The sequence below is a fragment of the Haemophilus parahaemolyticus genome (assembly GCF_002015035.1).
GTDB lineage: Bacteria > Pseudomonadota > Gammaproteobacteria > Enterobacterales > Pasteurellaceae > Haemophilus_A > Haemophilus_A parahaemolyticus.
The window spans coordinates 119,402-132,297 of sequence record NZ_MUXY01000001.1 but is presented as its reverse complement, the minus strand read 5'-3'; the positions used below and the strand labels follow the sequence as shown (position 1 = coordinate 132,297).

12 protein-coding genes and 1 pseudogene are annotated in these 12,896 nt (G+C 39.7%); 10 read left to right on the top strand and 3 right to left on the bottom strand.

Going from position 1 to position 12,896, the window contains the following annotated elements; all coding sequences use genetic code 11:
• Positions 1 to 86 precede the first annotated feature (86 nt).
• On the top strand, positions 87 to 1,451 hold the full coding sequence (locus tag B0185_RS00590; protein ID WP_005705920.1) for an alanine/glycine:cation symporter family protein: 1,365 nt from the start codon (positions 87 to 89) through the stop codon (positions 1,449 to 1,451).
• A gap of 128 nt (positions 1,452 to 1,579) precedes the next feature.
• Here the strand turns inward: B0185_RS00590 and B0185_RS00585 are convergent, their stop codons facing one another.
• The gene (locus B0185_RS00585) at positions 1,580 to 2,353 is read right to left on the bottom strand and encodes a Nif3-like dinuclear metal center hexameric protein (RefSeq protein ID WP_269771020.1); all 774 of its coding nucleotides are present in this window, start codon (positions 2,351 to 2,353) and stop codon (positions 1,580 to 1,582) included.
• 87 nt (positions 2,354 to 2,440) lie between these two features.
• Complete coding sequence (priC, locus tag B0185_RS00580; protein WP_005705886.1) at positions 2,441 to 2,950, bottom strand: primosomal replication protein PriC; 510 nt, start codon at positions 2,948 to 2,950, stop codon at positions 2,441 to 2,443.
• A gap of 447 nt (positions 2,951 to 3,397) precedes the next feature.
• On the opposite strand from priC, the gene B0185_RS00575 reads away from it, so the two are divergent.
• The 6 genes and pseudogenes from B0185_RS00575 (at position 3,398) to B0185_RS00555 (ending at position 9,614) form a co-directional block, all read left to right on the top strand.
• On the top strand, positions 3,398 to 4,483 hold the full coding sequence (locus tag B0185_RS00575; protein WP_005705870.1) for a porin: 1,086 nt from the start codon (positions 3,398 to 3,400) through the stop codon (positions 4,481 to 4,483).
• Positions 4,484 to 4,581: 98 nt separating this feature from the next.
• Positions 4,582 to 4,707: pseudogene (locus B0185_RS10075) on the top strand (IS3 family transposase); the annotation flags it as partial.
• 133 nt (positions 4,708 to 4,840) lie between these two features.
• Positions 4,841 to 6,676 (top strand): excinuclease ABC subunit UvrC, encoded by a 1,836-nt coding sequence (uvrC, locus tag B0185_RS00570; protein WP_005705901.1) that lies wholly within the window; start codon positions 4,841 to 4,843, stop codon positions 6,674 to 6,676.
• 47 nt (positions 6,677 to 6,723) lie between these two features.
• Positions 6,724 to 7,689 (top strand): o-succinylbenzoate synthase, encoded by a 966-nt coding sequence (gene menC / locus B0185_RS00565; RefSeq protein ID WP_005705913.1) that lies wholly within the window; start codon positions 6,724 to 6,726, stop codon positions 7,687 to 7,689.
• A 42-nt stretch (positions 7,690 to 7,731) separates the two neighbouring features.
• Positions 7,732 to 8,424: a 16S rRNA pseudouridine(516) synthase RsuA gene (gene rsuA, locus B0185_RS00560; protein ID WP_005705878.1), complete on the top strand. Its 693-nt coding sequence runs from the start codon at positions 7,732 to 7,734 to the stop codon at positions 8,422 to 8,424.
• Positions 8,424 to 9,614, top strand: coding sequence for a Bcr/CflA family multidrug efflux MFS transporter (locus B0185_RS00555; protein ID WP_005705898.1), 1,191 nt, complete (start codon positions 8,424 to 8,426; stop codon positions 9,612 to 9,614). The genes rsuA and B0185_RS00555 overlap by 1 nt, the downstream gene beginning before the upstream one ends.
• 102 nt (positions 9,615 to 9,716) lie before the next feature.
• On the opposite strand, the gene msrB is transcribed toward B0185_RS00555, so the two are convergent.
• On the bottom strand, positions 9,717 to 10,112 hold the full coding sequence (msrB, locus tag B0185_RS00550) for a peptide-methionine (R)-S-oxide reductase MsrB (RefSeq protein WP_005705885.1): 396 nt from the start codon (positions 10,110 to 10,112) through the stop codon (positions 9,717 to 9,719).
• Between the two features lie 226 nt (positions 10,113 to 10,338).
• Between msrB and gap the strand changes: the two genes are divergently transcribed.
• The 3 genes from gap (at position 10,339) to B0185_RS00535 (ending at position 12,881) form a co-directional block, all read left to right on the top strand.
• Complete coding sequence (gene gap / locus B0185_RS00545; protein ID WP_005705874.1) at positions 10,339 to 11,343, top strand: type I glyceraldehyde-3-phosphate dehydrogenase; 1,005 nt, start codon at positions 10,339 to 10,341, stop codon at positions 11,341 to 11,343.
• A gap of 360 nt (positions 11,344 to 11,703) precedes the next feature.
• Complete coding sequence (locus tag B0185_RS00540) at positions 11,704 to 12,078, top strand: transposase (protein WP_005705882.1); 375 nt, start codon at positions 11,704 to 11,706, stop codon at positions 12,076 to 12,078.
• Positions 12,075 to 12,881 carry an IS3 family transposase gene (locus tag B0185_RS00535; RefSeq protein ID WP_158077816.1) on the top strand — a complete coding sequence of 269 codons (807 nt, stop codon included), beginning with the start codon at positions 12,075 to 12,077 and terminating at the stop codon, positions 12,879 to 12,881. Before B0185_RS00540 ends, B0185_RS00535 begins: the two co-directional genes overlap by 4 nt.
• Positions 12,882 to 12,896: the final 15 nt, after the last annotated feature.

The following is a 12,896-nucleotide window of genomic DNA, read 5'->3' as shown; positions in this document are numbered from 1 at the left end:
CGGTAGCATTTTGCCATTTTTTGCAAAAAACGACCGCTTGCTTTCGCTTTTCTTTCCTTGTAAGTAAAATTTACGAGGAACATCAAATGTCAATTGACACTATTCTTAACCAAATTAGCAGTTTTATCTGGGGAGCACCGTTATTGATTTTGCTCTCTGGTGTAGGTGTTTATTTCACGCTTAGCCTTAAGGGTATTCAAATCACGCAACTTTTCCGTGCGTTCGTCTATATGTTTAAGCCTGAAAAAGGGCAAGGACAAACAGGCGATATTTCCGCATTTGCCGCACTGTCTACCGCATTAGCGGCAACTATTGGTACGGGTAACATTGTGGGTGTAGCAACAGCAATTCATTCGGGCGGGCCTGGTGCACTCTTTTGGATGTGGCTGATTGCATTATTCGGTATGGCAACCAAATATGCTGAAGGCTTGCTCGCTATCAAATTCCGCGGACGTGATCGCTCTGGTTTCGTTGCTGGTGGACCGATGTATTACATCGAAATGGGGATGGGTAAAAAGTGGAAATGGCTTGCTAAAGCATTCGCCTTCTTTGGTGTTTTAGTGGCTTTGCTTGGCATCGGAACATTCCCACAAGTGAACGGAATTACTCACGCATTACAATCCACTTTTGATATTCCTGTTGTACTTACCGCCGTTGTGCTTACGTTAATTGTTATTGCTATTGTTTTTGGCGGCGTTAAACGTATCTCAAAAATCGCAAGCGTCGTGGTGCCATTTATGGCGATTGCTTATGTGATTGCCGCTGCGAGTGTGTTAGTGCTTAATGCAGAGAAAATTCCAGAAGCGATTAAATTGATTGTTTATGCGGCATTTAATCCAGAAGCCGCGTTAGGAGGAGCATTTGGCTTTACCGTAATGCAAGCCATCCAATTGGGTGTTGCTCGTGGTATTTTCTCGAATGAGTCGGGTTTAGGTTCTGCTCCCATTGCAGCAGCTGCGGCTCAAACTAAAGAACCTGTGCGTCAAGGCTTAATTTCAATGACAGGCACGTTCTTGGACACGATTCTTGTCTGTACGATGACAGGACTTGTGATTGTGATTACAGGGGCTTGGACACAAGGTGTACAAGGTGCAGAGCTGACCAATCTTGCCTTTAATCAAGGGTTAGAGAGCAACGTTGGTTCATTTATTGTGACTATCGGTTTAGTGTTCTTCGCATTCACGACTATTTTAGGTTGGTGTTATTACGGCGAGCGTTGTTTTGTTTACTTAACGAAAGGTCGCACTAAAGGGATTAAATTCTACCGCTTGTTATTTGTGGTGTTAATTGCTTCTGCACCATTCTTGGAATTGCAAACTATCTGGACGATTGCCGACATTGTAAATGGTTTAATGGCATTTCCAAACTTAATCGCATTGATTGCATTGCGTAAAGTGATTATTGGTGAAACAAAAGCGTATTTTGCGAGCTTGAAGGCGGGTAAGATTTAAAAAGAGAAAGAAGCAGAATGATGTCGCAGTTGCACCAGTAAACCATTATCTTGATGCTCTTGTGAATGGGGCGTTTATCTCTGCCTCGAAGTATCAAAGGCGGATTTAAATCCGCCTTATATTTGGCATTAAGCTGGATTATCAATATCCACAAAAGTAACATCAAGTTGATAGGTTTTTGCTAACCACTCACCAAGTGCTTTTACGCCATCACGTTCGGTTGCGTGGTGCCCTGCGGCAAAGAAATAAATGCCTTGTTCACGAGCGGAGTGTGTGGTTTGTTCCGAGATTTCCCCTGTAATAAAAGCATCAATGCCTTTGTTTGCTGCAAGATCAATGTAGCCTTGCCCCCCACCTGTGCAAATTGCCACAGTTTTAATCAATTTATGCGGATAATCTGCAATAAATTCATCACATAAGATAGGCTGACGATTTAATGTCTTTTCAATACGTTTTGCCATTTCTTGAGCAGAAATTGGTGTCTCAAGCTCGCCATAAACAGGAATCGAATTAGGTTTATCTTCTAATCCCATTAAATTACGCACACCAAGATGATTAGCTAATTGAGCGTTATTACCAAGTTCTGGATGAATATCAAGTGGGAGGTGATAACTAAATAGATTGATGTCGTTTACAAGCAGCTGTTTAATACGTTTGCCTTTCATACCACGAATACAAGGTGTTTCGCTTTTCCAAAAATAGCCGTGATGAACTAAAATAGCATCGGCATTTAATTCAATTGCTTTTTCAATCAATGGAAGTGTGGCGGTTACGCCTGTGACGATTTTCTGAATCTGCTTACGCCCTTCAACTTGCAAACCGTTTGGTGCATAGTCAGAAATTTGCTTTGCATTCAATTTTGTATCTAAAATCTGTTCAAGTTCAATATTGGTTAACATAATAAATCCTTAGTTTAGTGTCTGTTTTGAGTATAGCAGATTTTCGTTTTTCTGGTATCTTGTGCAACTGTAACATAATGCCGCATTTTTCTATTCTTCCGCGAGTTGCTCAATGGCAGTTAAACACTTTATCTTGCGAAATTCCGTCTCTTGAATTTGTTGCTGATAGAGTATAACTTCTTCTTTATTTGCCCGATTTTCCGCTTGATATTGTTTTTCAGTAAGCCAACAAATTTTCTCATTTAAAGCTCGTAACGCTTTGCGGTATTCTACTAATCTTTTTTCTTTAGGGAGAGAATGCACATTACGGGGCGGGCGATAGGGAGAGATAAAACGTTCAACTTTTTTTGTTTTTCGAATTTTTTGGATCGCTTTTTGCAGAGCATCAATTTGATCTAGCAGTTTTTTGGCATAAATTTCCGCATAAGCCACTTCGGTTTGTTGCTGTAATCGCTGAGCAGTTTGGCGGATTTCTCCAATAAAAAAGGCAACAGAAGCCTCTGATTTCGTAAAAAAATGCTCTGAAATAACCGCTTGTTCGTTTTTAAACGGTATAAATGGATGAATATTTTGCTCAAATTTTTCAATAAATGATTGCATAAGAAAGCGTAAAAAAAGAATTTTGGCTATTATAACTTGCTTTCTTTTGGATTCAATCCTCCAGAAATAGCCAATGAACTCAACTAAATGCCAAAAATGTGAAGTAGTTCACAAAATATTTTTTATTTTTCATTGAACTTTATTTTAATTTTAAAATTAATTAAAAATGCTTTATTTATCAATTGGTTAGGTGTTTGTTTTATTCTGGAGTAGAATGTAAAAAAGGTTCAATAAAAACTCCATTTTTTTGTAAATTATTGATTTTAAAGGGTAAAAGTTTATTTTGGAATCATTATTGAACTATTGACAGTCTGTCCACTTTTTGCCATTATGCGTTTGCACAAACATTTCCCGTATATCGGTTTGAAATGTTTGCCGTTTTTAGAATGGTTCTTTAGTCATAAAGGACGTATTATTAAAACAAACCTTATAAGATAGGTGGTCATTATGAAAAAAACATTAGTTGCATTAACAGTGGCAGCATTTGCAGCTTCTTCTGCTCACGCAGTAACCGTATTAGATGCAAATGGTACAAAAGTAGATTTTGATGGTTCATTACGTTTGGCTTTGGGTAAAACTAAAGAAACAACAACAGATTTAAAAAGTAATAAGGTAGAGAAAACGTCAGAATCAGCATTAAAAAATGATGGTTCACGTTTTCGTGTAAAAGTAAAACACACCTTAGCACAAGATTTCTACGGATTAGCTGGTTTAGAGTTACGTTTCCTTCCAGGTACTTCTCGTGATGAGTTTGGGAATGTTTATGCACATCGAGCTTTTGCAGGTTTAGGTAGCAAACAATACGGTGAATTGACTTTCGGTCGCCGTACAACCATTGCAGATGATTTAATCCAAACAAATGACTATGATTTTGGACTTGTTTCAACAAGTGGCTATATTCCTAGCTCAGGCACAGGTGTAGTGCGTTATGACTATAAGGGAGTGGAAGGGTTAACATTAAGTGCAAACTACAACTTTGGTCAAAATGAAACTGAAAAACAACGTCCAGTAAAACCAGCTGCTCTTAAAAATGCTTATGCAGCAGGGGCTTTATTTGCACAAGATAACTTCGATGTTCGTTTTGCTTACGGTCATTCTAACTATGAAACAGGTTCAGTGAAAACCCTTCGTAGAGATGGTTACTTAGCTTCTGCAAGTTACCAATTAGGTGATTTAACTTTAATCAGTGACTTTGGTTATGCTCATGAGAAAAATGAAGCGACTGCAGCAAAAACTAATAAATTCTATGTAGCACCAGGTTTTGAGTATCAAGTTGTTCCAGCTTCTAAAGTATATGGTAACTACTTCTATCAGCGTTCAGCAACTAAAAAGAATGATGTAAATACTTCTAAAGCTAAAAAACATGGTTTCTTACTTGGTGTTGACTACAAATTCCACAAACAAGTAGTGGCATTCGTAGAAGGTGCATATTCTCGCACTAAATCATTGGATGCAAATGCTCAAGGTGTTTATAGTCCTAAAAATAAAGTGGTTGAGAAATCAATCGGCACAGGTTTACGTGTATACTGGTAATCTTTAGATTATTAAAATCTAACAGGACCCTCAATTAGAAATGATCTGCACCCCAAAAGTTGGATTAAATAACCAACTGACTAAGGTGCAGATTTTTTATGACTACATATAACACACTTTTCAAACAACAATTCATCGAATTTTATCTTCAAAATGGTAAAAATCGTTCACTTACCCGTAAATATTTTCAACTTGCCGAAACAACATTAGAACGTTGGATCAGCTAATTTAATCATAGCGGAATCGCTGCCAAGTCTAACTTTTTGGGGCAGAACATATCGGAGCTATTTTATATCGCCAAAAATCCCGCTAAAATGACCGCTTTTAACGATCTTTCAATTGCAAAATGAGGAGAAAATGAGCGAATTTGATGCCAAAGCGTTTTTAGCTAATGTGCCACATCTGCCTGGGGTCTATCGGATGTATGATAGCAAAGGAACAATTATCTATGTGGGCAAGGCGAAAGATTTGAAAAAACGTTTGTCGAGCTATTTTCGCACCAACCTCGCCAGCCGAAAAACGGAAGCATTAGTTTCACAAATTGCCCATATTGAAACCACCATTACCCATTCTGAAACAGAAGCCCTGTTGCTGGAACATAATTACATCAAGGAAAATCAGCCTCGCTACAATGTATTGCTCCGCGATGATAAATCTTACCCTTATATTTTGCTTACCAAACATAAGCATCCGAGATTAGCGAGTTTCCGTGGCAGTAAAAAAATTGCAGGCGAATATTTCGGCCCTTATCCGAATGCAGGTGCAGTGCGAGAAACGTTGAATTTACTGCAAAAAATTTTCCCGATTCGACAATGTGAAGATAATTTCTACAAAAACCGCTTCCGCCCTTGCTTACAATATCAAATTGGGCGTTGTCTTGCTCCGTGCGTGGAAGGGTATTATTCGCAGCAGGAATACGATCAACAGGTGCAGCTTGTTCGTTTGTTTTTACAGGGCAAAGATAGCCAAGTGGTTGAACATTTAATCGGCAAAATGGAAAAGGCTGCGGAAGATCTGGATTTTGAAGTGGCAGCACGTTTTCGCGATCAAATCCAACAGGTGCGAGCGGTCACGGAGAAACAATTTGTGTCTAACGAACGTTTAGACGATTTGGATATTATCTCCATCGCTTATCAGCACGGCATTGCTTGCGTGCATATTTTATTTGTGCGTCAGGGTAAGATTTTAGGAAATCGAAGTTACTTCCCGAAAGTGCCAAGCCATACCGAATTTGAAGAGCTGAGTGATACCTTTATCGGGCAATTTTATTTGCAGATGAACCAGCATCGCACCATTCCGAACCAGATTATTATTGATCATAAAGTAAGTGAAGCGAAAGCATTGGAAGAAGTGCTGTCTGAGCAAGCAGGGCATAAAGTGAGCATTGCGGCAAATGTGCGTGGTGAAAAAAGTCGTTATCTTGCCTTGGCAAAAACCAACGCCCAAGCGGCACTGACACTGCAATTACAACAAGATGCTCACATTAAAACCCGCTACGAAGCCTTACAAGCGGTGCTTTCTTTGCCGAAAATTGCAAGAATGGAGTGCTTTGATATTAGCCATACAATGGGCAATCAAACTGTTGCCTCTTGCGTAGTGTTTGATGAAAATGGGCCACTTAAATCCGATTACCGTCGCTTTAATATTGAAGGTATCACAGGCGGAGACGATTACGCTGCAATGGAACAAGCCTTGCTGAAACGTTATGATAAGCCACTTGAGCCAGAGAAAATCCCAGATATTATTTTTATTGATGGTGGCAAAGGGCAACTAAACCGTGCATTGGAAACTTTTGCCAATTTGAAGGTGTCGTGGGATAAATCAAAACCGCTTTTAATTGGTGTGGCAAAAGGTGTTGAACGTAAAGCGGGTTTGGAAACCTTGTTGATTAGTAAGTGGGATAAGGAAATTCATCTCCCGCCCGACAGCCCCGCATTGCATTTAATTCAGCACATTCGCGATGAATCGCACAACCACGCCATTACAGGACACCGCAAAAAACGCCAAAAAGCCTTTACCGAAAGCGGATTAGAAGCCATTGTGGGCGTTGGAGCCAAACGCCGCCAAGCGTTGTTAAAATATTTAGGCGGCATACAAGGTGTGAAATCGGCAACGTTGGAAGAAATAGAATCTGTACCAGGGATTTCCAAAGCCTTGGCGGAAGTGATTTTTGATACGTTGCAGAATGGGTAAATTACACTCATTTCTCTGTAAATAGTAGATATTCACAAGTTTATCAAATGAAAATAAAACTCTATCACTACACCATCCCTTGTCGCACTGGTGTCGTGCTTCGCAAACAGCCTTTAACCGAGCGGCAAGGCTTGATTATTCGCCTAGAGAAAAATGGCAAAATCGGCTGGGGAGAAATCGCCCCACTACCGACTTTTAGCCGTGAAACCTTGTCAGAATGTGAAGCCCAAGTTCGCCAATGGTTTGAAAATCCAACTGACTTGATGGATAACTTCGCCCCTTCTGTTGCCTTTGGCATCAGCTGTGCATTGGCAGAATTAAACGGAACATTACAGCCCGAAGGCGATTTTCGCTCTGCGATTTTATGCGATGGTGATGTTGCAAAATTTTCAGCAAAATTAACCGCTTGTCAGGCTCATTTAGGCAAAATCAAAATCGGGTTTAATGCGGAGAAAGAGGGAGAGCTTGCCAATTTGTTGCTTATGCAGTTCCCTGATTTACAACTCAGATTAGATGCAAATCGTGCTTTCTCGCTCGAACAAGCGGTAAAATTTGCCGAGAAAATTGCAAAGCCACTGCGATCTCGCATTCAATTTATTGAAGAACCTTGCCAAACACCCGCCCTTTCCCGCCAATTTGCAGAGATGACGGGCATCCATATTGCATGGGATGAAAGTGTACGTGAACCTCATTTTTTAGTAAAAGACGAACCTAATTTGACCGCTATAGTGATTAAACCAACATTAACGGGTTCGCTTGAAAAATGCGTTTCACTCATTCAACAAGCCCATTCACAAGGGATAAGTGTGGTAATTAGCTCCAGCATTGAAAGCAGTTTGGGCTTAACGAAGTTGGCTCGTATTGCTAAACAATATACGCCTGACATGGTGGCAGGGTTGGATACGTTACATTTGATGCAGTGGCAATTGTTACGACAATGGCAAGGATCAGATTTGCCTTTAATAGATGAAAACAGCGAATTTTTGCGTTTAATTTTAGAAAGTGAAGATTAAGGCGTATAATAAATTCAATTGAAATAAAAATAAGAGAACAGAATGCGTTTAGATAAATTTATTGCGGAAAACACAGGCTTAACCCGCTCACAGGCGGCGAAGGTGTTGAAAAACGGTTTAGTGACTGTGAATGATGAAATTGTGAAAAGTGGTTCGGTTAAAATTACCAAACAAGATCAGATTTGCTACGAGGGTGAGCCACTTGAGTGGATGGAAGAAGGGCAATATTTTATGCTCTACAAACCACAGGGCTATATTTGTTCGAATGATGATGGTGAATATCCAACCGTTTATCAATTTTTTGATTATCCGTTGATGACGAAACTACACACTGCTGGGCGTTTGGATGTTGATACTACAGGTTTGGTGCTTTTAACCGATGATGGTAAATGGTCGCACCGTGCTACTTCTCCGAAGCATCATTGTGAGAAAACCTATTTGGTCACATTGGCTGATCCTGTTGAAGATTTTTATGCTGAAAAATTAGCAGAGGGAATTTTATTACGTGGCGAGAAAGAACCGTGCTTGCCTGCTCAATTGGAAATTATTGATGACTATAACGTAAACTTAACCATCAGCGAAGGGCGTTACCATCAAGTAAAACGAATGTTTGCCGCCTTGGGCAATAAGGTAGAAGCCTTGCACCGTTGGCGAATTGGCGATGTGGTTTTAGATGAAACATTAGAAGAAGGTGAATTCCGCCCGCTTACAGACGAAGAAATTGGGAGTTTTTAATGAGTGAGAAAAAACCGCATCCGTGTTTTTTTATTATTTTAGGAATGATGGCAATGCTTCCACCGCTTGCCATTGATATGTATTTACCGTCATTTTTAGATATTGCGAGAGATTTAGCTGTTTCCCAAGAAAAGGTGCAAACCACCTTAGCGGTCTTTACCTTTGGCTTTGCAGTCGGTCAGCTTTTCTGGGGGCCTGTTGCCGATAGCCTTGGGCGTAAACCGATTATTTTGATTGGTTTGGCAGGTGCAGCATTAGCTGCCTATTTTTTAACGCAAGTAGAAGATATTAATACCTTCTATTTTTTACGTTTAACCCAAGGCTTGTTTGGAGCTGCACCTGCTGTGGTACTTGGGGCGTTGGTTCGAGATTTGTTTGAGCGTAACCGCTTTGCACAAATGATGTCTGTAATTATGATTATTACCTTGCTTGCCCCGCTCGTTGCCCCTGTATTGGGCGGTTATATTGCTAAATATCTGCATTGGCACTCTATTTTCTATACGCTGGTTGCAATGGGGATTGCTTGTGTAGTGTTGGTGGCGTGGAAAATCCCAGAAACGTTAGTGCCTGAAAAACGCCAACCAATAAATTTTAAACAGGTTCTCATCAACTATGCAAAACTGCTTTCGCATAAACCAACTTTGGGTTATGTGATTGTAGGCGGGCTTACTTTTGCTGGGATGTTTTGTTTCTTAACTTCTGGCTCGTTGGTTTACATTGGAATCTACGGTGTTTCGCAAGAGCACTTTGGCTACTTCTTTATGCTCAATATGGTGGTGATGATTTCCATGACGGCAATTAACGGTAAGTTAGTCACTAAACTTGGCTCTGAAACCATGCTCCGAATTGGTTTAATCACCATGTTAACAGCAGGTATTTGGTTGGCGATTGTGGCAACCTTTGAATTGAATTTCTGGTTAATGGTGGTAGCTGTGCCGTTCTATGTCGGGATGCTTTCAACCGTCGGCAGTAATGCAACGGCAGCGGTGTTAGATAAATTTCCGCAAATGGCAGGCACGGCAAATGCGGTTGCTGGTACGATGCGATTTGGTATTGGCTCTCTTGTTGGTGCATTGCTTTCACAAATTGCGGTTACCAGTTCAAAACCAATGCTTTATGCAATGGCACTTTGTGTCGTCTTGGCGTCAGTGATCTATTATGTTTGCTGTATGAAACCAGGTAAAAGATAGAAACAATCTCCATAAAATTACTAAAAAGCGGGGGCATTCCCCGCGTCTAAGTTGAAAAGGAATCGACCTATAGGCTTTGGATAATTCATTTTGGAAAAATGATCAACCGTCAACGTCCTCTCCTGTTTCATCCCATTTGAAATTGAGAGCAACAGAATTTAAGCAAAAACGTAAGCCTGTTGGTTCTGGACCATCATGAAATACGTGTCCTAAATGCGAATCGCACGTACCACAACGAATTTCTGTACGATGACGACCCAGGCTGTAATCGTCTAAATAACGCAGAGCATTATCTGATATTGCTTCATAAAAACTTGGCCAACCACAACCAGCATCAAATTTAGTATCGGAACGGAAAAGGGCATTATGGCATCTTACACAACGATATGTTCCTATCCGATCCTCATTTAAAAATTTTCCTGTAAAAGGTAACTCTGTACCCGCATTAATCAATACATCTATTTGCTCATCAGAAAGCTCGTCTATATCTTTAATCATTGGTTATCTCCTCAAAAACTTATTTCAGATTCTACAATTTTTTATCTAAAAAGTGTGAGAAATCTGAAAATTTTGACATAGATCATATAAAAATAATCTGATATATTGAGAACCATTCTTTTTTGTTGTCAAAACAACGAGATGGTGTGTTATAATCCAACTGTCTTGATACCTCTTTGAGGTGAGAGAACAAATTTGTTTAACTTTAATATAGGTGTAAAATCTTATGGCAATTAAAATTGGTATTAACGGCTTCGGTCGTATCGGTCGTATCGTATTCCGTGCAGCTCAACTTCGTGATGATATCGAAGTTGTAGGTATCAACGACTTAATCGACGTTGATTACATGGCTTACATGTTAAAATACGATTCAACTCACGGTCGTTTCAACGGTACTGTTGAAGTTAAAGATGGTCAATTAGTTGTAAACGGCAAAACAATCCGTGTAACTTCTGAGCGTGATCCAGCTAACTTAAAATGGGACGAAATCGGTGTTGATATTGCAGTTGAAGCAACAGGTTTATTCTTAACGGATGAAACTGCTCGTAAACACATCACAGCAGGTGCGAAAAAAGTTGTATTAACTGGTCCATCTAAAGATGCTACACCTATGTTCGTTAACGGTGTAAACTTCAACGAATATGCGGGTCAAGACATCGTTTCTAACGCTTCATGTACAACAAACTGCTTAGCACCATTAGCTAAAGTAATCCACGCTAAATTCGGTATTAAAGAAGGTTTAATGACAACCGTTCACGCAACTACAGCAACTCAAAAAACTGTAGATGGTCCTTCAGCAAAAGACTGGCGTGGTGGTCGTGGAGCTTCACAAAACATCATTCCTTCATCAACAGGTGCAGCGAAAGCAGTAGGTAAAGTATTACCAGCATTAAACGGTAAATTAACTGGTATGGCATTCCGTGTTCCTACAGCAAACGTTTCTGTTGTTGACTTAACTGTAAACTTAGAAAAACCAGCAACTTACGCTGAAATCTGTGCAGAAATTAAACGTGCCTCAGAAAATGAAATGAAAGGCGTTTTAGGTTACACAGAAGATGCTGTAGTATCAACAGATTTCAACGGTGCTGTGGAAACTTCTGTATTTGATGCGGCTGCAGGTATCGCATTAACAGATACTTTCGTTAAATTAGTATCTTGGTACGATAACGAAACTGGTTACTCAAACAAAGTATTAGACTTAGTAGCTCACGTTTACAATTATAAAGGCTAATATCTAAAGTAAAATTAAACACTTTAAAAGTCTTTTAAAATCAACGTCTTGCAGTAAAATGCAAGGCGTTTTTGTTTTTCTAGTGGCGATTAAGTGGAGACTATAAATTTTTCTATAAGGTAAAAAAATGAGTAATAACCTTTTCAGAAATTACAGAAAACAACATCGCAACAAGGTTAGAAAACACGCTAAAACACTTAGAACCGCATTTAAAAATCCAAAAGCAACTTGATGCGATTGTGCCTTCTTCGATTCGTGAAATAACAGAACAACAAAAACGCTGGAGCGAATTAAGCGGTGCACCTCTTTTTGATCTGCCCCCCCAAAAAAAACCTGAACACCTAATTTGAGGTGCAGATTATGTCCTACTCTTATCAATTTCGTTTGAAAATTATCAAACTCGTCATCGAACAGGATTATGGTATCCGTGAGGTGGCTAAACTTCATCAAATTTCCCACGCTCTCGTCATTTATTGGCTAAAAGCATTTCGAGAAAGAGGGCTTGATGGCGTAAAATCGCCTTATACAAACCTTCAAACACCGAAAATAGTGAAGCCAAAGATGAAAAAGAAAGATATTGAAATTCCAGAAACCACAGACTTTTCACCTAAAGCGTTTAAAAAGCTGCAGCGAGAGCTCGCCTTGGCTCGTGCGGAGATTGCTTACCTAAAGGAGTTGGAGGCGCTCGACCGTCAAAAACAACGACAGAAAAAAGAAAAATCATTGAAAGATTGAAGCCAAACCACGCGTTAAATGATTTACTTCTTGTGGCTAAAATGCCTCGCTCAAGCTTTTACTATAAAGAGATTAAGCGAGATTATCACAAGGTAAAAGAGGCTATCTTATCGCTGTATAAAAAGAACAGAAAACGAGATGGTTATCGCCCCATGACGTGTAAATTACGCCAAATAGGTTTTAATTTGAATCATAAAACGGTGTTAAAGCTGATGAACGAGTTAGGTATTCATTCCATTTTACGCCAAAAAAGACATGGAAAACGTGGAAAAACATCGCATATTGCCCCAAATTTACTGAATCGTGATTTTACCGCAACGGCACTCAATCAAAAATGGGTAACGGATGTGACGGAATTTCATGTCGGGCAAGAAAAGCTTTATTTTTCACCGTTGATGGACTTAGCTAACCGAGAAATTATTGCCTATAACTTTTCAACACGCCCCAAATTTTCATTGGTGAAAAAGATGTTAGCACAAGGGCTTAGTCGGCTTAAACCGACAGAATGCCCGATTATTCATAGCGACCAAGGCGTATTGTATGGCACGGCGGAATGGGGGAAAATGTTGGAGGGTAAAGCGGTGCAAAGTATGAGCCGCCGAGGAAATTGCTACGATAATGCGGTGATTGAGAGCTTTTTTGCGATATTAAAATCAGAGTGTTTTTACTCACGGACTTATCATTCAATTGCTGAATTACAGGCTGAAATTGAAGAATATTTAGTGTATTACAACCAAAAACGAATTAAACTTGGTTTCAAAGGATTGAACCCAGTGCAATACCGAGCTCAATATTTAAGTTAACTAACTGTCCAACTT